At 60.3% G+C, this 19712-nt stretch carries 19 protein-coding genes; 13 read left to right on the top strand and 6 right to left on the bottom strand.

What is annotated here, in order from left to right; genetic code table 11:
* From PMI21_RS26930 to ccoP, 3 genes are all read left to right on the top strand, one after another.
* On the top strand, positions 1-407 hold a 407-nt coding region (locus tag PMI21_RS26930), incomplete at its 5' end, for a cbb3-type cytochrome c oxidase subunit II (protein WP_007933376.1).
* Between the two features lie 5 nt (positions 408-412).
* A complete protein-coding gene (locus PMI21_RS26935) occupies positions 413-598 on the top strand; it encodes a CcoQ/FixQ family Cbb3-type cytochrome c oxidase assembly chaperone (protein ID WP_003175465.1) in 186 nt (61 codons plus the stop codon).
* A complete protein-coding gene (gene ccoP / locus PMI21_RS26940) occupies positions 595-1578 on the top strand; it encodes a cytochrome-c oxidase, cbb3-type subunit III (protein WP_007933374.1) in 984 nt (327 codons plus the stop codon). Before PMI21_RS26935 ends, ccoP begins: the two co-directional genes overlap by 4 nt.
* 75 nt (positions 1579-1653) lie before the next feature.
* Here the strand turns inward: ccoP and PMI21_RS26945 are convergent, their stop codons facing one another.
* Positions 1654-2667 carry a metallophosphoesterase family protein gene (locus tag PMI21_RS26945; RefSeq protein ID WP_007933372.1) on the bottom strand — a complete coding sequence of 338 codons (1014 nt, stop codon included), beginning with the start codon at positions 2665-2667 and terminating at the stop codon, positions 1654-1656.
* Between the two features lie 485 nt (positions 2668-3152).
* Here PMI21_RS26945 and ccoG point away from each other — a divergent pair, with 485 nt between their 5' ends.
* The 8 genes from ccoG to PMI21_RS26985 all read left to right on the top strand — a co-directional run bounded on the left by ccoG (position 3153) and on the right by PMI21_RS26985 (position 11728).
* Positions 3153-4568: a cytochrome c oxidase accessory protein CcoG gene (gene ccoG / locus PMI21_RS26950; protein ID WP_007933370.1), complete on the top strand. Its 1416-nt coding sequence runs from the start codon at positions 3153-3155 to the stop codon at positions 4566-4568.
* An 11-nt stretch (positions 4569-4579) separates the two neighbouring features.
* A complete protein-coding gene (locus PMI21_RS26955) occupies positions 4580-5119 on the top strand; it encodes a FixH family protein (protein WP_007933368.1) in 540 nt (179 codons plus the stop codon).
* Positions 5120-5270: 151 nt separating this feature from the next.
* Entirely contained in the window at positions 5271-7721 is a 2451-nt protein-coding gene (locus tag PMI21_RS26960) for a heavy metal translocating P-type ATPase (protein WP_007933366.1), read from the top strand.
* A gap of 22 nt (positions 7722-7743) precedes the next feature.
* Positions 7744-7962: a cbb3-type cytochrome oxidase assembly protein CcoS gene (ccoS, locus tag PMI21_RS26965; protein ID WP_007933363.1), complete on the top strand. Its 219-nt coding sequence runs from the start codon at positions 7744-7746 to the stop codon at positions 7960-7962.
* A complete protein-coding gene (locus PMI21_RS26970) occupies positions 7955-8638 on the top strand; it encodes a sulfite exporter TauE/SafE family protein (protein ID WP_007933361.1) in 684 nt (227 codons plus the stop codon). Before ccoS ends, PMI21_RS26970 begins: the two co-directional genes overlap by 8 nt.
* 250 nt (positions 8639-8888) lie before the next feature.
* Entirely contained in the window at positions 8889-10271 is a 1383-nt protein-coding gene (gene hemN / locus PMI21_RS26975) for an oxygen-independent coproporphyrinogen III oxidase (RefSeq protein ID WP_007933359.1), read from the top strand.
* 94 nt (positions 10272-10365) lie between these two features.
* Complete coding sequence (gene fnrA / locus PMI21_RS26980; protein ID WP_007933357.1) at positions 10366-11100, top strand: Crp/Fnr family transcriptional regulator FnrA; 735 nt, start codon at positions 10366-10368, stop codon at positions 11098-11100.
* A 79-nt stretch (positions 11101-11179) separates the two neighbouring features.
* Positions 11180-11728, top strand: a complete 549-nt coding sequence (locus PMI21_RS26985; protein ID WP_007933355.1) for an adenine phosphoribosyltransferase — start codon at positions 11180-11182, stop codon at positions 11726-11728.
* Positions 11729-11799: 71 nt separating this feature from the next.
* On the opposite strand, the gene PMI21_RS26990 is transcribed toward PMI21_RS26985, so the two are convergent.
* From PMI21_RS26990 to dnaX, 4 genes are all read right to left on the bottom strand, one after another.
* The gene (locus tag PMI21_RS26990) at positions 11800-12948 is read right to left on the bottom strand and encodes an acyl-CoA dehydrogenase family protein (protein ID WP_007933353.1); all 1149 of its coding nucleotides are present in this window, start codon (positions 12946-12948) and stop codon (positions 11800-11802) included.
* Positions 12949-13023: 75 nt separating this feature from the next.
* Positions 13024-13626, bottom strand: a complete 603-nt coding sequence (recR, locus tag PMI21_RS26995; protein WP_007933351.1) for a recombination mediator RecR — start codon at positions 13624-13626, stop codon at positions 13024-13026.
* Positions 13627-13781: 155 nt separating this feature from the next.
* Positions 13782-14120, bottom strand: coding sequence for a YbaB/EbfC family nucleoid-associated protein (locus tag PMI21_RS27000; protein ID WP_007933349.1), 339 nt, complete (start codon positions 14118-14120; stop codon positions 13782-13784).
* A 67-nt stretch (positions 14121-14187) separates the two neighbouring features.
* Positions 14188-16275 (bottom strand): DNA polymerase III subunit gamma/tau, encoded by a 2088-nt coding sequence (gene dnaX / locus PMI21_RS27005; RefSeq protein ID WP_007933347.1) that lies wholly within the window; start codon positions 16273-16275, stop codon positions 14188-14190.
* A 145-nt stretch (positions 16276-16420) separates the two neighbouring features.
* On the opposite strand from dnaX, the gene PMI21_RS27010 reads away from it, so the two are divergent.
* On the top strand, positions 16421-17164 hold the full coding sequence (locus tag PMI21_RS27010) for a substrate-binding periplasmic protein (protein WP_007933346.1): 744 nt from the start codon (positions 16421-16423) through the stop codon (positions 17162-17164).
* Positions 17165-17197: 33 nt separating this feature from the next.
* Here PMI21_RS27010 and PMI21_RS27015 read toward each other — a convergent pair whose 3' ends face one another.
* The gene (locus tag PMI21_RS27015) at positions 17198-18898 is read right to left on the bottom strand and encodes a putative bifunctional diguanylate cyclase/phosphodiesterase (protein ID WP_007933344.1); all 1701 of its coding nucleotides are present in this window, start codon (positions 18896-18898) and stop codon (positions 17198-17200) included.
* Positions 18899-19303: 405 nt separating this feature from the next.
* Here PMI21_RS27015 and PMI21_RS27020 point away from each other — a divergent pair, with 405 nt between their 5' ends.
* The gene (locus PMI21_RS27020) at positions 19304-19618 is read left to right on the top strand and encodes a helix-turn-helix domain-containing protein (protein ID WP_007933342.1); all 315 of its coding nucleotides are present in this window, start codon (positions 19304-19306) and stop codon (positions 19616-19618) included.
* Positions 19619-19712 lie beyond the last annotated feature (94 nt).

The following is a 19712-nucleotide window of genomic DNA, read 5'->3' as shown; positions in this document are numbered from 1 at the left end:
ACTCGCAGATGATCCGCCCGTTTCGTGCTGAAACCGAACGCTACGGCCACTACTCGGTCGCCGGTGAAAGCGTCTGGGACCACCCGTTCCTGTGGGGTTCCAAGCGTACCGGTCCGGACCTGGCCCGTGTCGGCGGTCGTTACTCCGATGACTGGCAGCGTGCGCACTTGTACAACCCGCGCAACGTGGTGCCCGAGTCGAAAATGCCGGCCTACCCGTTCCTCGTGGAAAACAAGCTCGACGGCAAAGACACCGCCAGGAAAATGGAAGTCTTGCGCACGCTCGGCGTCCCTTACACCGACGAAGACATCGCCGGCGCCAAGGATGCTGTGAAGGGCAAAACCGAAATGGACGCGCTGGTGGCCTATCTGCAAGGCCTGGGCACCATCATCAAAAGCAAACGGTGATTTAGATGGATATCGGGATGATTCGTGGCCTGGGCACCGTTGTTGTGATGGTGGCCTTCATCGGTCTGGCGTTGTGGGTATTCAGCCCCAAGCGCAAGTCGGAGTTTGAAGACGCGACCTTGCTGCCTTTCGCGGATGATCCCGAAGCCATCAAGCACGTCGAGCAAGCTTCTAGGAGTAACAAAGAATGACTACGTTCTGGAGTCTGTACGTCACAGTCCTCAGTCTCGGCACCATCTTCGCCCTGACCTGGCTGCTGCTGTCCACCCGCAAGGGCCAGCGCGCCGAGCAGACCGACGAGACGGTCGGCCACTCCTTCGACGGGATCGAGGAGTACGACAACCCACTGCCGAAATGGTGGTTCATGCTGTTCGTGGGCACCATCATCTTCGCCCTTGGCTACCTGGTCCTGTACCCGGGCCTGGGTAACTGGAAAGGCCTGCTGCCGGGTTACAGCTACCTCGATAACGACAAGCAGACCGCGTTCGCCAACGGCCAGACCGGCTGGACCGGCGTCCACGAGTGGGAAAAGGAAATGGCCAGGTCGGACGCCAAGTTCGGCCCGATCTTCGCCAAGTTCGCTTCCATGCCAATCGAAGAAGTCGCCAAGGACCCGCAAGCCCTGAAGATGGGTGGCCGCCTGTTCGCCTCCAACTGCTCGGTCTGCCACGGTTCCGACGCGAAAGGCGCTTATGGCTTCCCTAACCTGACCGACGCCGACTGGCGCTGGGGCGGTGAAGCGGCAACCATCAAGACCACCATCATGGGCGGCCGTCACGCCGTGATGCCGGCCTGGGCCGAAGTGATCGGCGAACAAGGCGTCAGCGACGTTGCCGCTTACGTGCTGACCAACCTCGATGGCCGCAAACTGCCGGAAGGCGCCAAGGCTGACCCGGTTGCCGGCCAGAAGCTGTTCGCTGCCAACTGCGTGGCTTGCCACGGTCCGGAAGGCAAAGGCACCCCGGCCATGGGCGCCCCTAACCTGACCCACCCGGCAGCGTTCATCTACGGTTCGAGCTTCGCTCAACTGCAGCAGACCATCCGTTACGGCCGTCAGGGCCAGATGCCTGCGCAAGAACAGCTGCAAGGCAACGACAAGGTTCACCTGTTGGCCGCTTACGTCTACAGCCTCTCTCACGGTGAGAAGGCTCCGGTGGCAGACGCTCAGTAAGGCACCTGCTGCAAAGCAACAAAAAGGCCCCGCCAGTTCAATGGCGGGGCCTTTTTTACGCCTCGAAAACAGTGTTTAACGCACGGGAACCGTTTCGATTTCCCGCTGCTCAGACCACTTGTTGTTCTTCACCAGATTGACCGTCAAGCTTTTCCAGTCTTCCGAGAAGCGGGTGGTTACGTATGTCTGGGCGGAGGCCCCGCCACTGAGAAAGACCGGAACATCACCAAAATACTTCCACTTGTTGTAATCCCACCATTCACCGCCATCCCGATGAAAATGCCCGGCAAACACCGCAGTGACCTTATAGTCCTGAATCAGGGTCCTGAACCTGTCAATCTGCTCGTCGCTGCCCTTCCAGCCATCAGGTTTGTGCATGTTCAGCATAATGATCCTGCCCTGCTGGCGGGCCTGCTTCAGATCCCGTTCGAGCCAGTCCAGGGCGTCAGTGATGGTGTAACGGGTCGGAATACCCCAGTTCCAGGCAGTAAACGCGGTGGTGTACGTCGGCTCGTTATGTAACTGCACCAGATGCACCAACCCGAAGTTCGTTGAGTAAGCCATGCTGCCGCTCACCTGATTGACGATCAGCCCCTCTTTTTCCACTTTCAAGTCCATTGAAGTCGGACGATTGGCATGGTGCTCCATAAAATCTACGATACTGCCCGCCGCACAACTATTTAACAGGCAATCATCGACGTTATTCTGGTAGTCATGATTACCCAACCCGTAGTCGTATTCCTTCTGCAGGTGTTTATCAAGGACTGGCTTTATATAAGAACGCTGCCATCCATGTCCGAACGCCGTCATATCCCCATTGATCATGACAGGTACTTTAGCGGCGCCGCCATGGGAGGCTCTGAAAGTTGCGATATCGGAATATTGGGCGTCGATCAGAATTTTAGACTGTTTTTCCTGTTCACTACCGGATTCCGGCAAGCCTAAATCGGTGGCTTCGGTCCAAGGGTATTGGGGGTCTGAGGCAAAGACGAAATGCCGTGGAGTAAAGTGGCCTGCCGCATTGGTGGAAGTAACCAAAACAAAGAGCGCCACGCCAACACAGTATTTGGCCATTGATAGTAATTGCATTTGAATTCCATTTCATTATTAATAAAAGAAAATAGCTTTTTTTAAAGAAGCATCAAACTTGCACGACAACGCTATAACAACGACAACCCCAACACAAACTTAAACTTCAACCAGATCAATAGCACATGTTACGATTCAGCCAATCACCCTTAAAAGACAACTCACAACTTAATAAAAAAATTACAACTTCGCGAATATTCAACCACACTATCGGCGCTTCGATCACGCGACTCGTGCACCCTGTCTTCCCTTTGACCGTTTAGGTGCCGACCGCGCCAAAACCGTCCATACTTCACAAGTCAATTGATCTGAATCACGTTTTGTTACATCCGCTACACCATTCAGGATTTTCCACCAACGCGACCAAAGGTCGCACCCTTTAGCTAGAGCCACAGGCGTATCATTGCGCCACTGCAACACCTCTTTTTTGACCGCGGTCGGCACGTACTGACCGAGGCATTTTTCCACTGCCGTGGGATGCAATGATGAGCAATCAGATTCCGGTACACGACGTCACTCCACCTGCCAAGAACGCAAACAACAGCGTCGACCTCTACGCCTCTCGAGAAAAGATCTACACCCGAGCCTTCACCGGTCTGTTCCGCAACCTGCGGATGACGGGCGGTGCCGCGCTGTTCCTGCTGTATTTCGGCACGGTGTGGCTGAGCTGGGGCGGTCACCAGGCTGTCTGGTGGAACCTGCCGGAGCGCAAATTCTTTATTTTTGGCGCGACCTTCTGGCCGCAGGATTTCATCCTGCTCTCGGGCATTCTGATCATCAGCGCCTTCGGCCTGTTCTTCATTACCGTGTATGCCGGTCGGGTCTGGTGCGGCTACACCTGCCCGCAAAGCGTCTGGACCTGGATCTTCATGTGGTGCGAAAAGGTCACCGAAGGCGACCGCAACCAGCGCATCAAGCTCGACAAGGCGCCGATGAGCGCCAACAAATTCCTGCGCAAATTCAGCAAGCACACGATGTGGCTGCTGATCGGTTTCGTGACCGGCATGACCTTCGTCGGCTACTTCTCGCCGATTCGTGAACTGGTGATCGACTTCTTTACCGGTGAAGCCGATGGCTGGTCGTATTTCTGGGTCGGTTTCTTCACCCTCGCCACCTACGGCAACGCCGGCTGGTTACGCGAACAGGTGTGCATTTACATGTGCCCGTACGCCCGCTTCCAGAGCGTGATGTTCGATAAAGATACGCTGATCGTCTCCTACGACCCGCGCCGTGGTGAAAGCCGTGGCCCGCGCAAGAAAGGCATCGACTACAAGGCTCAGGGCCTGGGTGATTGCATCGACTGCACCATGTGCGTCCAGGTCTGCCCCACCGGCATCGACATCCGCGACGGCCTGCAAATCGAATGCATCGGCTGCGCGGCCTGCATTGACGCCTGCGACAGCATCATGGACAAGATGGATTACCCGCGCGGCCTGATCAGCTACACCACCGAGCACAACCTGTCGGGGCAAAAAACCCATAAACTGCGCCCGCGCCTGATCGGCTACGCCCTGGTGTTGCTGACCATGATCGCATTGCTGGTGACCGCGTTCTTCATGCGCTCGCTGGTCGGTTTCGATGTCAGCAAGGATCGCGTGCTGTACCGCGAGAACGCCGAAGGCCGGATCGAAAACGTCTACAGCCTGAAGATCATGAACAAGGATCAGCGCGACCACACCTACGTGCTGGAAGCCACCGGCCTGCCGGACCTCAAGCTGCAAGGCAAGCGCGAGATCAAAGTCGCGGCCGGGGAAATTTTCAGCCAGCCGGTCGAATTGTCCAGCTCACCGGAGCAACTGCCGTCGAGCACCAACGAGGTGAAATTCATCCTCAAGGATGCCGATGACGCCAGCGTCCACGTTGAAGCCAAGAGCCGATTCATCGGCCCACAAATTCGTTGAGAGAAGTGATCATGCCCGCAGCAACTGCCGCAAGTCCCTGGTACAAGCACCTTTGGCCGTGGATCATCATCGCCATCCTGGCCTGCTCGGTGACCTTGACCCTGTCGATGGTGACCATCGCGGTGAACAACCCGGACAACCTGGTCAACGACAACTATTACGAGGCCGGCAAAGGCATCAACCGCTCCCTGGACCGTGAACTGCTGGCCCAGACCCTGCAACTGCGTGCCAGCGTGCACCTGGATGAGGTGACCGGCGAAGTCGACTTGCGCCTGAGCGGCAATAGCACGCCTGCAACCCTTGAATTGAACCTGATTTCGCCGACCCAGCCGGAAAAAGATCGCAAGATCACCCTGGCCCGCAGCGAAACCGAACAGGGTCGCTACATCGGCCAGTTGAGCGACAAGGTTGAAGGCCGCCGTTTCGTTGAGTTGTTGGGTGTACAGGATGACAAGATCTGGCGCATGTTCGAGGAGGAACAGGTCAGCCATGCCAAGGATCTGCTGCTCGGTGACGAGCCGTTGCAAGGCGCCGAAGACCTGAAGAAATAAAGCCCTACTCTGATCGTTCCCACGTCGAGGCGTCGAACCGTCTGCGTGGGAACGCAGCCAGGGACGCTCCGCGTCCCAGCCGAAGCGGACGCGGAGCGTCCGGGGAGGCATTCCCACGCAGAGCGTGGGAACGATCATCGGACAACGCCTCATGACTACCCCAACCCCCTGCTACCACTGCGCCCTGCCCGTCCCGGCCGGTAGCCGCTTTACCGCCGCCGTCCTCGGGGATACCCGCGAGTTCTGCTGCCCGGGTTGCCAGGCGGTGGCCGAAGCCATCGTGGCCGGTGGGCTGGAAAGTTATTACCAGCATCGCAGCGAAGCCTCGGCCAACCCCGAAGCCTTGCCGGTGCAGTTGGTCGACGAGCTGGCGCTGTATGATCGCGCCGATGTGCAGCAACCCTTTGTCCGTCACGAAGGCGAACTCGCCGAAACCACTCTGTTGATGGAAGGCATCAGTTGCGCCGCCTGCGGCTGGCTGATCGAAAAGCATCTTCGCAGCCTGCCGGCGGTGGCCGAAGCACGCCTGAACCTGTCCAACCATCGCCTGCACGTGCGCTGGGCCGACGCGCAATTGCCGTTGAGCCAGGTGCTCAGCGAATTGCGCCACATCGGTTACGCCGCCCATCCGTACCAGGCCGACCGCGCCAGCGAACAACTGGCCAGCGAAAACCGTCTGGCCCTGCGCCAACTCGGGGTCGCCGGGTTGCTGTGGTTCCAGGCGATGATGGCGACCATGGCCACCTGGCCGGAATTCAACATCGACCTCAGCCCCGAACTGCATACCATCCTGCGCTGGGTCGCGCTGTTTCTCACCACGCCGATCGTGTTCTACAGCTGCGCACCGTTCTTCAAAGGGGCGATGCGCGATCTGCGCACCCGGCACCTGACCATGGACGTCTCGGTGTCGCTGGCAATCGGTAGTGCCTATATTGCCGGGATCTGGACGTCGATCACCGGGGTCGGCGAGCTGTATTTCGATGCGGTGGGGATGTTTGCGCTGTTCCTGTTGGCCGGGCGCTATCTGGAACGCCGCGCCCGGGAACGCACCGCCGCCGCGACCGCACAACTGGTCAATCTGTTGCCCGCCTCCTGCCTGCGGCTGAGCGCTGACGGTCAGAGCGAGCGGATTCTGCTCAGCGAGTTGCGCGTGGGCGATCAGGTGCTGGTGCACCCTGGCGCTATCCTGCCGGCCGACGGCAAAATCCTCGATGGTCAGTCGAGCATCGACGAATCCCTGCTCACCGGCGAATACCTGCCACAACCACGGACCCTGGGCGACGCTGTCACCGCCGGCACCTTGAACGTCGAGGGTGCGTTGACCGTGGAAGTCCTGGCGCTGGGTCAAGACACGCGCCTGTCGGCCATCGTCCGCCTGCTGGATCGCGCCCAGGCCGAAAAACCGCGGCTGGCGGAAATCGCCGACCGCGCCGCGCAGTGGTTTTTACTGCTGACGCTTATCGCAGTGGCCGTCATCGGCCTGCTCTGGTGGGAGCTGGACTCATCGCGAGCGTTCTGGATTGTCCTGGCGATGCTGGTTGCGACCTGCCCCTGCGCCTTGTCCCTGGCCACGCCGACCGCCCTCACCGCCGCCACCGGCACGCTGCACAAGCTGGGGCTTTTGCTGACGCGCGGCCATGTACTGGAAGGCCTGAACCAGATCGACACGGTGATTTTCGACAAGACCGGCACCCTCACCGAAGGTCGTCTGGCCTTGCGTTCGATCCGGCCGCTTGGGGCACTGGCCAGCGATCAATGCCTGAGCCTCGCCGCCGCCCTGGAAAACCGCTCCGAACACCCGATCGCCCGGGCTTTTGGCCGCGCACCGCTGGCCGCCGAAGAAGTCCACAGCACGCCGGGCCTGGGCCTCGAAGGCTTGGTCGGCGCGCAACGCCTGCGCATTGGCCAAGCGGGTTTTGTCTGCGAGCTCAGCGGCGCTCAAGTGCCGGTGATGCCCGATGAACCCGGCCAATGGCTGCTGCTCGGCGACAGCCAGGGACCACTGGCATGGTTCGTCCTCGATGACCGTTTGCGCGCTGACGCCCCCGTCCTCCTGGCGGCGTGCAAGGCTCGCGGCTGGCGCACCTTGCTGCTGTCCGGCGACAGCTCGCCGATGGTCGCCAGCGTCGCCGCAGAATTGGGCATCGACGAGGCCCGTGGCGGTTTGCGTCCGGACGATAAATTGCAGGTGCTGCAACAGCTGCACCAGGAAGGTCGCAAGGTGTTGATGCTCGGTGACGGGGTCAACGACGTGCCGGTGCTGGCCGCCGCCGACATCAGCGTGGCGATGGGCTCGGCCACCGATCTGGCGAAAACCAGTGCCGACGCAGTTCTGCTGTCGAACCGCCTCGATGCGCTGGTGCAAGCCTTCAGCCTGGCCCGTCGCACCCGTTGGGTCATCATCGAGAACTTGCTGTGGGCAGCGCTGTACAATGGCCTCATGTTGCCATTCGCCGCCCTCGGCTGGATCACTCCGGTATGGGCCGCGGTCGGCATGTCCATCAGTTCGTTGACCGTGGTGTTGAATGCTTTGCGCCTGACTCGCCTGCCGAGCGCGCCAGCCACCAGCGCCACGCCAGAAACCCGTCCGCTGCCGGCTTGAGCCGCGCGGGCATGGAGTCCAGATGCCAGCTCTCTACGTGATGATCCCGGCCGCGCTGCTGATCGTGGCCATCGCTATCTACATCTTCTTCTGGGCGGTCGACAGCGGTCAGTACGACGACCTCGACGGCCCGGCCCACAGCATCCTGTTCGACGACCAGGACCCGAAGCACACGGCAGCGGTCGACGAGGCCAGCGGCCATCCGGCCAAACCGGACGACAAGGCGCCGCCCCATGCTTGAGCTGGCGCCACTGTTGGTCTCTGCGCTGATCCTCGGCCTGCTCGGTGGCGGCCATTGCCTGGGCATGTGCGGCGGCTTGATGGGCGCGTTGACCCTGGCGATCCCCAAGGAACAACGCAGCAGACGCTTCCGATTGTTGCTGGCCTACAACCTGGGGCGGATTCTCAGCTACGCCGCGGCCGGCCTGCTGATCGGCCTGGCCGGTTGGGCCGTGGCCAATAGCCCGGCGGCGATGTTCATGCGCATCCTCGCCGGATTGCTGCTGATCGCCATGGGGCTGTACCTGGCCGGTTGGTGGAGCGGCTTGACCCGCATCGAAAGCCTCGGTCGCGGCCTGTGGCGGCATATCCAGCCGGTGGCCAACACACTGTTGCCTGTGTCGAACCTGCCCCGCGCCTTGCTGCTCGGCGCGCTGTGGGGCTGGCTGCCGTGCGGGCTGGTTTACAGCACATTGCTGTGGTCGGCGAGTCAGGGTAATGCGCTGGACAGTGCGTTGCTGATGCTGGCTTTCGGGCTGGGCACCTGGCCGGTGCTGCTCGCCACAGGCCTGGCGGCCGAGCGGGTCACGGCGCTGTTGCGCAAACGCAGCGTGCGCATGACGGGTGGATTGTTGGTGATGGTGTTCGGCATCTGGACCTTGCCGGGGCCGCATCAGCATTGGTTGATGGGGCATTAGATCAACGCCCCCCCTTGTAGCAGCTGCCGAAGGCTGCGTTCGGCGGCGAAGCCGTCGTGAACCATTCACCTCAATTTTTCAGGCATACCGGATATCCGCTTTTGCGAGGACTTCGTCCTCGAACGCAGCCTTCGGCAGCTGCTACAAAAGTGCGGCGCACATCCAACCACTGTTGATGCAAATCAAGATGCCGCAACGCCGCACCCCCTAGACTCGCCGACACTGCCAGCCTATCCGGGGGAATGCCCGCATGCTCGACGCCATTCGTTGGGACACAGATCTGATCCGCCGTTACGACCTGGCGGGGCCACGCTACACCTCGTATCCGACGGCCGTGCAATTCGACAGCCAGGTCGGCACCTTCGACCTGTTTCATGCCCTGCGCGACAGCCGCAAGGCGCTGCGGCCGTTATCCCTGTATGTGCACGTGCCGTTCTGCGCGAACATCTGCTACTACTGCGCCTGCAACAAAGTCATCACCAAGGACCGCGGCCGCGCCCTGCCCTATTTGCAGCGCCTGGAACAGGAAATCCAGCTGATCGCCTGTCACCTCGACCCCACGCAAAAAGTCGAGCAACTGCATTTTGGCGGCGGCACACCGACCTTTCTCAGTCACGATGAACTGCGTCAGCTGATGGCCCGGTTGCGCAAGCATTTCAATCTGCTGGACGACGATTCCGGCGATTATGGCATCGAGATCGACCCGCGCGAGGCCGACTGGTCGACCATGGGCCTGCTCCGGGAACTGGGCTTTAACCGGGTCAGCATCGGCCTGCAAGACCTCGACCCGGCGGTACAGCGGGCAGTCAATCGCCTGCAAAGCCTGGAAGAAACCCGCGCGGTGATCGACGCCGCCCGAACCCTGCAATTTCGTTCGATCAACATCGATCTGATCTACGGCCTGCCCAAGCAGACGCCCGAGAACTTTGCCCGCACCGTCGACGAAGTCATCAGCCTGCAACCGGACCGGCTCTCGGTGTTCAACTACGCCCATCTGCCAGAGCGCTTCATGCCGCAACGGCGGATCAACAGCAACGATCTACCGGCACCGGCGCAGAAGCTTGAAATGCTCCAGCGCACCATCGAACAACTGACGGCCGCCGGTTACCGCTACATCGGCATGGACCACTTCGCCCTGCCCGATGATGAACTGGCGATTGCCCAGGAAGAATCGACCCTGCAACGCAACTTCCAGGGCTACACCACCCACGGTCATTGCGATCTGATCGGTCTGGGGGTATCGGCCATCAGCCAGATCGGCGACCTGTACTGCCAGAACAGCAGCGACCTGACCCAGTACCAGAACGCTTTGGCGTCCGCGCAACTGGCCACCAACCGTGGCCTGCTGTGCAATGCCGACGATCGCTTGCGCAGGGCGGTGATTCAGCAACTGATTTGCCATTTCAACCTGGAGTTCGCGGACATCGAGCAGGCCTTCAATATCGATTTTCGTGGTTACTTCGGCGAGCTGTGGCCACAGCTGCGAGGCATGGCCGAGGACGGTTTGATCGAACTGGATAATGAAAGAATCACCGTGCTGCCCGCTGGCCGGCTGCTGGTGCGCTCGGTGTGCATGGTGTTCGATGCGTACCTGGAACACAGCAATCGCCAGCGTTTTTCACGCGTGATTTAGGGTATGAGGATAAATTGTCGCAGGCTGGCCCGAATGTCCTCCCGTGGGGTACCCTTACGGCTTATGTGTGTTTTTTCCCACAAGGATTAAAGAAATGTCCGAGCCAGTAAAACTGCGCGCTCATAACCAGGCCCATTGCAAGGATTGCAGCCTGGCCCCTCTCTGCCTGCCACTTTCGCTGAATCTGGAAGACATGGATGCGCTGGACGAAATCGTCAAACGTGGGCGCCCGCTGAAAAAAGGCGAGTTCCTGTTCCGCCAGGGCGACACGTTCGATTCCGTTTATGCAGTACGCTCCGGCGCCCTGAAGACCTTCAGCCTGAGCGATAGCGGCGAAGAGCAACTCACCGGTTTCCATTTGCCGAGTGAACTGGTCGGCCTGTCGGGCATGGACACCGAAAAGCACCCGGTCTCGGCGCAAGCCCTGGAAACCACTTCGGTGTGCGAAATCCCGTTCGAGCGCCTCGACGAACTGGCCCTGCAACTGCCACAACTGCGCCGTCAGTTGATGCGGGTGATGAGCCGCGAGATTCGTGACGATCAGCAAATGATGTTGCTGCTGTCGAAAAAGACCGCCGACGAGCGCATTGCCACCTTCCTGGTCAACCTTTCGGCCCGTTTCCGCGCCCGGGGGTTCTCGGCCAACCAGTTCCGGTTGAGCATGTCGCGCAACGAAATCGGCAATTACCTGGGCCTGGCGGTGGAAACCGTGTCCCGGGTGTTCACCCGCTTCCAGCAAAACGAACTGATCGCCGCCGAGGGCAAGGAAGTGCACATCCTTGACCCGATCCAACTCTGCGCCCTGGCCGGTGGCTCGATCGAAGGCTGATCCTCGCGACGACGGCTGAGCGAAACGGTTCAGCCGCCGTTATACTGCGACGTTTGCAGCCCGCCAGGACACTTCGACGATGGTCATCGACTCCTTCGACATCAAATCCCTGATCCGCCCCGTGATCGACTTCCCCAAGCCGGGCGTGATCTTTCGCGACATCACCCCGTTGTTCCAGTCACCCACGGCCCTGCGCCTGGTGATGGACAGCTTTGCCCATCGTTACGTCGAGGCCGACTTTACCCACATCGGCGCCATGGACGCGCGCGGCTTCCTGATCGGTTCGATATTGGCGTATCAGTTGAACAAGCCATTGGTGCTATTCCGCAAGCAGGGCAAATTGCCCGCCGACGTGCTGGCCGAAGGTTACGCGACCGAGTACGGCGAAGCCTTCCTCGAAGTCCACGCCGACAGCTTGTGTGAGGGTGATTCGGTGGTGCTGTTCGATGACTTGATCGCCACCGGCGGCACGCTGATCGCGGCGGCCAACCTGGTTCGGCGCATGGGCGCGCGGGTGCATGAAGCGGCGGCGATCATTGACTTACCGGAGCTGGGTGGTTCGCAACGGCTGGAAGACATGGGGATTCCGACTTTCTGTCTGACGCAGTTTGCGTTGAGCGATAAGTAAGCGGCGTCTGGAAGGACGCCTTCGCGGGCAAGTCGGATCGCCCGCGAAGGCGCCAACCGCCACACCACAAATTAGAGCCCCATCTGCTTGCTGATAATCTCGTTCATCACTTCCCGCGTCCCGCCGCCAATCGACAGAATCCGGTTATCGCGGTACAGCCGTTCCACCAGACTTTCGCGCATGTAACCCAAACCACCCAGAATCTGCACCGCGTCGGTGGTAATGCGATCCGCCGTGTCTGTAGCGAAATTCTTCGCCATGGAAATCTCTTTGATCACACTCTGCCCGGCCGCCATTTTCGCCGCCTGGCGGTAGGTGAATTCCCGTGATACCTCCAGCGCCGTGGCCATTTCCGCGAGGCGGTGCTTGAGCACCTGGAACTTGCCGATGGGTTTGCCGAAGGCTTCACGCTGACCAGCCCATTTCAGGCTCTCCTCCAGCGCCAACTGGGCGGTCATGTTGGCCATCAGCGCCAGGGCCAGACGCTCGCTCTGGAAGTTGCCCATGATGCAGGCAAAGCCCCCGTTTTCGGCACCGATCAAATGGCTGACCGGTACCCGGCAATCATCGAAAAACAGCTCGGCGGTGTCCGACGCCCACCAGCCCATTTTCTTCAATTGACGACCAACGGTGAAACCGGGTGTGCCCTTCTCGATCAGCAGCAAACTGATGCCGCCGAACCCCGGCTCGCCGGTGCGCACCGCGACAGTGTAGAAGTCCGCGCGAACGCCGCTGGTAATGAAGGTTTTGCTGCCGCTGACCCGGTAAAAGTCGCCATCACGCACGGCACGGGTTTGCAGGTTGGCGACGTCGGAGCCACCGCAGGGCTCGGTGACGGCCAGGGCGCTGATCTTCTCGCCCGCCAGCACCTGAGGCACTACTCGATCGCGAACTTCGGGTCTGACCCACTTGAGGATCGGCGGCAGGCCGATGTCAAGCGAGCCCAACCCCGCGACCAGACCACCGGAACCGCAGCGCATCAGTTCTTCACTGGCGGCGATCTTGGCGAACACATCGCCTTCATGGCTACCGCCCAAGGCTTCGGGGTAGCCGACGCCCAGAATCCCCGCCGCGCCGGCCTTGAGGTAAAGCTCACGAGGGAAGCTTTCGGCTTCTTCCCACTGATCGATGTCCGGAAGAATCTCGCGCTCGACGAAACGTCTGACGCTGTCGCGGACCAATTGGTGGCTGGGGTCGAAGTATTCCTGGAAGGCAGGCATCGGCGAACTCCACTGAAGGTCCAGCGAAGTTAACCGAGCGCTTGCTTGGTTTTCAAGTGAGGATTGAAGATGCGGTTACAGCGAAATCGGCTTACGCCCGGCAAACGAATGCGCCAATGTCCCGCCATCCACCAGTTCCAGCTCGCCACCCAACGGTACGCCGTGGGCAATGCGCGAGGCAATCAGGCCCTTGTTGCTGAGCAACTGGGCGATGTAATGCGCCGTGGCCTCGCCTTCCACCGTCGGGTTGGTGGCGAGGATGACTTCGGTAAACGTGCCCGCCTCTTCGATCCGCGCCATCAGTTGTGGAATGCCGATGGCTTCCGGCCCCAACCCGTCCAGAGGCGACAAGTGGCCCTTGAGCACGAAGTAGCGACCGCGGAAACCGGTCTGCTCCACGGCGTAAACGTCCATCGGACCTTCCACCACGCACAGCAAGGTGTCGTCGCGGCGTGGATCGGCGCATTGCGGGCACAGATCGTCTTCGGTCAGCGTACGGCACAAACGGCAGTGGCCCACCCCTTCCATGGCCTGGCTCAGCGCCTGGGCCAGTCGCGAGCCGCCGCTGCGATCGCGCTCAAGCAGTTGCAACGCCATGCGCTGGGCAGTTTTCTGACCCACACCCGGCAAAATTCGCAGGGCATCGATCAGTTGGCGAATCAAAGGGCTGAAGCTCATGGGGAAAAGTCCGACATAACAACGAGACGCGGTTTATACCCGCGCCCCTGTTTAGCGTCAAATAGCAGCGTCAATTACTTAGTCCGCAGACAGAAACAAAAATGCCAGGCGCAATGCCTGGCATTTTTTTAATCCATCCGACGCGCGTTGGCGAATCAGAATGGCAGTTTCATACCCGGTGGCAGTTGCATGCCAGCAGTCATGCTACCCATTTTGTCCTGGCTGTTGGCTTCGATCTTGCGCACGGCATCGTTGACAGCGGCGGCGAATACAGCCTCCAGCATCTCTTTGTCGTCTTCGCTCAGGCCTTCGACCAGGCTTGGGTCGATGGTCACGCGCTTGACGTCGTGACGACCGGTCATCACCACGGTGACCATATCGCCACCGGCTTTACCGGTGACTTCGGCGTTGGCCAGTTCTTCCTGCATCTTGGCCATTTTTTCCTGCATCTGCTGCGCCTGCTTCATCAGGCCGGCCATGCCACCTTTCATCATGGGAATCACCTCAAAAGTACTTGGATCAAAACAGCGCCCGGCGAATACAGCCAAGCGCCTTCAGTTATTAGCCCTGACTGACCAGGGCCTCGACAGGTTCAATAGTATCGTGACGGACCACCGCCCCGAACTGCTGCATCATTTGCTGGATGAACGGATCGCCATGGATCGACTCCTCGGCCTCGCGCTGACGGTCGGCACGACGCCGGGACGCTGCCTGGGCCGGGGTTTCCTGCTCGGGCTTGATCAGCTCGATGCTCAGGGTCAGCGTACGCCCGTGATGCTGGTTCAGCGCATCGTTGAGGCGACGTTGTTGCGTCGCGTTGAACAGGGCGCTGTGAGCCGGGTCCAGGTGCAACAGCCAATTGTCGCCATCGACGGCGATCAGCGTGCAGTTGGCGGCGATGCTGCCGGTCATGCCGGACACCGGCAATTTCGGGAACAACTCCAGCCATTGCAGGGCCAGGCCGGTGGCCGGCATCGCGGCAGGTTCAGGCTCGGGCTCCGCCGCAGGTCCGGCGGTGTGCTCACTGGCCAGGTCGTCGAGGTAACTGTAGGCCGAATCCATGTCTGGCTCGATGTAGTCCTCGTCCAGCGGTGGCTCGTCGTCCAGGTCCATGCCAGGCGTGGCGGCATCGACTTGGGCCACGGACGGTTCCGGGATCGGCGCAGCAGCCCACTCCGGCGCGTCCGGCACCACGCTGTCGGGTGTCGGCATGGGCATCGGAGGCAATTCGGGCTGCTCACCGGCCGTCTCCAGCACCGGCTCGACGGCCGGCTGCTGGACAACCTCGGGCTCTACCGGATCGTTCCAGGGCAGATCGACGACTTCTTCGACCGCTACAGGCACGACCACTGGCTCGGGCTCAGGCACGACCACCGGCGCGACGGGTTCAGGCGCAACGGCTGGGACAGGCGCGGGTGCAACCACCGGCGCCACCGGTACCGGTGCCACAACCGCAGCGACTACCGGCACAACAATCGGCGCGGCAGCCACTGAGTTTGCGGAATCAACTGTGGCCTGGCTGATCCCCACTGGCTTTAGCGGTTGCCTAGGAGCGTCCTCAGTGTCTGCCGGTCGGAATGCGAGCATTCGCAGCAGGACCATTTCGAAGCCGCCACGCGGATCCGGTGCCAGCGGCAAATCCCGGCGACCGATCAGGCCCATCTGGTAATAGAACTGCACATCTTCGGCCGGCAGTGCCTGGGCCAGTGCCAATACGCGATCACGGTCGCCATGGCCGTTGTCGACGCCTTCAGGCAGGGCCTGGGCGATGGCGACACGGTGCAACACGTTGAGAATTTCCGAGAGCACGCCGTTCCAGTCCGGGCCTTGCTCGGCCAGATGGCGCACGGCTTCGAGCAACGCCTTGGCGTCGCCTTCGATCAGCGCATGCAGGACGTCGTAGACCTGACCGTGATCGAGGGTGCCGAGCATCGCCCGCACGTCGGCGGCCAGAACCTTGCCTTCACCGAAGGCGATGGCCTGGTCGGTCAGGCTCATGGCGTCACGCATCGAACCGTCGGCGGCACGGCCCAGCAGCCACAGCGCGTCGTCTTCGAACGGAACGTTCTCGACGCTCAGCACATGGCTCAAATGCTCGACCACCCGCTCCGGGGTCATGTTCTTCAGGGAGAACTGCAGGCACCGCGAAAGAATCGTTGCCGGAAGTTTCTGCGGATCGGTGGTGGCCAGGATGAACTTGACGTAGGGCGGCGGCTCTTCGAGGGTTTTCAACAGCGCATTAAAGGAATGGCTGGAAAGCATGTGCACTTCGTCGATCAGGTAGACCTTGAAGCGCCCGCGGCTCGGCGCGTACTGCACGTTGTCGAGCAGCTCGCGGGTGTCCTCGACCTTGGTCCGGCTCGCGGCGTCGATCTCGATCAGGTCGACGAAACGGCCTTCATCGATTTCGCGGCACACCGAACACTCGCCACAGGGCGTCGAAGTGATACCTGTTTCACAGTTCAGGCATTTGGCGATGATCCGCGCGATGGTGGTCTTGCCAACCCCTCGGGTACCGGTAAACAGGTAGGCGTGGTGCAGCCGCTGGCTGTCCAAGGCATTGATCAGAGCCTTGAGCACATGGGTCTGGCCGACCATTTCGCGGAACGAGCGCGGACGCCATTTACGTGCAAGAACCTGATAACTCATCGAAAACCGTCGCAGCGAAGGAAGCAGAAGCGGCTAATGCTAGCGGAGCAAGGCCAAAATTGCATCCGGTGCGCTCGTCTATTCTGGCTAAGCTGCACTTTGAGGAGCTTTTATCGGCTCAGGCTTGAGCCGTACCGGAGCGTTTATGCGTTTTGCCTTGGGGGCACTGCTATTAGTCAGCCTGAATGGCGCGGCCGCCGAAGCGCCGTTGCGCTTTGTCGTGCCGGACAGCTGGGCCATGCCCATGGTGCAGATCGAGCACGGTAGGCCGACCCAGGGCATTCTGCACGACATCATGCTCAGCCTGGCGACACAGGTCGGCGTACCGGCGCAATTTCATGTCTTGCCTCGGCCGCGAGTACAGAACGCCATGGAACACGGCGAAGCCGATGTGCGCTGTTTTGTCTCACAAGACTGGTTGCCGACACCGTCCGGCGACTACATCTGGAGCGTTCCGCTGCTGGTTCAACGCGACATGCTGATTGGCCGGCAAAGCCCACCCGACCCTGTCAAACCAGCGGACCTGCCACAACAGTCGATCGGCACCGTGCTCGGCTATAGCTACCCGACCCTGCAACCACTATTCGACGCCGACCGGTTGCACCGCGAGGACGCACGCAATCAGGAACAGGTGCTGGAAAAGCTGCTGGCCGGACGCTATCGCTACGCGGTGAGCAACCAATGGACCCTGGACTGGTTCAACCAGCGCCTGCTGCCCGACCAGCAACTGATAAGCGTAGCGCTGGTGCAGGAACAGCCTGTCAGTTGTTACGTGCGCAATGACCCCAAAGTGCCTGTACAGCGCATTCTGCACACGTTGCAGCAAATGAAAATGTCGGGAGAGATCAATGACATCATCCGGCTCTATACCGGTAACCCGGCTCCGTAGCAGCAGCCTTCGGCAGCTGCTACGTAGAGCGAGTCAGGCTATTCGATCGAGTGCCTGCCATTGCGACGGAGCGACAAACCCCGCCACCCAGGCCGGCACCTCGGCGGGAGGCATCGGGCGAGCGATGAAATAGCCTTGAGCGACTTCGCACCCCAGCCGCAACAACAACTCACCGTGCTCAAGGCTTTCCAGCCCCTCGGCAATCACCTGCCGACCGAATGCCCGGGCCAGGCCGATCACCGCCGTGGTCAGGGCCAGGTCATCCCGGTCAATCAGAATGTCGCGCACAAACGACTTGTCGATCTTGATGGTCTGGGTGCGTAAACGCTTGAGATAACTCAGGGACGAATAACCGGTGCCGAAATCCCCCAGGGAAAACTGTACCCCCAAGGCCTGACAGGCCTGCAAACAGGCGCTGACGTGCTGGATATTCTCGATCGCCACCGACTCGACGATTTCCAGGTCGAGCATCCGCGGGGCAACCTGAGCATGACGAGCGAGTACCTGTCTGAGCCGGTCGACGAAATCCGCGCGCTGAAAATGTCGCGCCGCGATGTTGATACTGATCGGCCAGCCCTGCCCCGCTTGCTGCCAGCGGTGCAACTGCGCCAGCACCTGGTCCATCACCCATTCGCCGATATCGATGATCAGGTCGGTATCCTCTACCAGCGGCAAAAACTCCCGGGGCGGCACCATGCCGTTTTGCGGGTGCTGCCAACGTAACAAGGCCTCGAAACCGACGACCTCGCCACGACGCATGTTCACCTTGGGCTGAAAGTGCAGGCGCAATTCACCGGCGACCAGCGCCTGACGCACCCGCTCGACGGTCTGGTGCGTGGCCTTGACCTCCTGATCCCGGGACACATCGAACAGATGAAAGCGGTTTCGCCCGCGCTGCTTGGCCACATACATCGCCTGGTCGGCGTGGCGCAGCAGGGTTTCGGCATCTTCGTTGTCATGGGGAAACAGGGTAACGCCGATACTGGCAAACACATTGATGTCCTTGCCGTGCAGCGTGTAAGGCGCTGAGATCGCTCCCAGCACGCGGTTCAGCGCCGCGCGTAATTCCGGCAGATCCCGCACGTAACGCAACACCAGCACAAACTCGTCACCGGCCAGTCGCGCCACCACATCTTCGCCGCGCACAATGTCACGCAGTCGCTTGGCCACTTCCACCAGTAACATATCGCCACTGGCGTGACCGTAGCCGTCGTTGACTGCTTTGAACCCGTCGAGGTCAAGCATGCACACCGCCAGCGGAATGTTTTCACGCCGGGAGAATTCCAGCGCCTGATCCAGCAAATCCGACAGGAACGCGCGATTGGGCAGCCCGGTCAGCACGTCATGCCCGACCCGCCATTGCAGGGATTGCAGTAATTGGCGTTTTTCGCTGATGTCGAAACGAATAGACAGGTATCGGTCAACGCGCCCGGTGGTGTCGTCGAGCACCGGCACCATGGTGCTTTCGACCCAATACAACCTGCCATCCTTGGCGCGATTACAGATCTCGCCCTTCCAGATGTTGCCCAGGGCAATGGTGCGCCACATGGCAGCGAAGAAATCGGCGGAATGCAGGCCGGAGTTCAGCAGGCGATGGTTTTGCCCCAGCAATTCCTCGCGGCTGTAGCCGGACACGGCGCAGAATTGATCGTTGACGTAAGTAATCCGGCCGTTCAGATCAGTCTCGGAAAAAATGGCGGCGGCATCCACGGCCCTGCGGTATTTCTCATCCATGAGTGAGGCTCACTGTCGCTAGCGGAGGTACCGCTCGACCAGCGCAGGATGCCCGGAAGAGATGTTTTGAAACGTACAGCGCAGAGACACGTTATCACTCCATGAACAGCATTTGATGGCCCCCGGACCGCCGAAGATCAACTATCGGGCAAGGTAGCAACACCGACTCTGGTAACATTTCGCGAGGGTTTCAGACCGCCAACGGCTTCTCTGCACACCCGGCAAGGGAAGACAATGCTGGCTGTTTCATATCGCCTAAACTTCAGACAGCAGATCACCAAAAACCCCTCCGAAGCGGCGATTCTACGAAATGCATCACATTTTGCAAAGCAAGGTGATGGATCATGCAGTTGCCTAATGCAAAAATCTATCGTTAAGTTCTTGATTCTAAATGGGAATTGAGCGATGCAAATTTCAAGTTTGGGTCCAGCCATCCGACGCTACCGCAAGGTCGCGGGGCTTACTCAGGCTGAACTCGGCGAAAAAACCGGTTTTGACCCCAAAACCATCAGCCGCTTCGAAACTGGCACCTATACCCCCAGCGTGGAAGCATTGTTCCTGCTTGCCGACGTGCTGGGCGTGAAGCTGAAAGCCTTTTTCGCAGATCTGGGCGACGAAGATGAACAGCGGGCGTACCTGTTCAGCGTCATACACAAAGCCACCCCGAAGGATCTGGGAAAGCTGATCGCAGCGGTTGACCAGGCCTTGTCCAAGCCTTGATGCTAACAAACAAAAAAAGGAGGCCGACCTGTCGAATGCGACAGATCGGCCTCCTTTTTTATATCCAGCCGTTTAATTCGGAAACGACGAAACA

The organism is Pseudomonas sp. GM18, from assembly GCF_000282195.1.
Classification (GTDB): domain Bacteria; phylum Pseudomonadota; class Gammaproteobacteria; order Pseudomonadales; family Pseudomonadaceae; genus Aquipseudomonas.
This window is presented reverse-complemented; position numbering and strand designations above follow the sequence as displayed.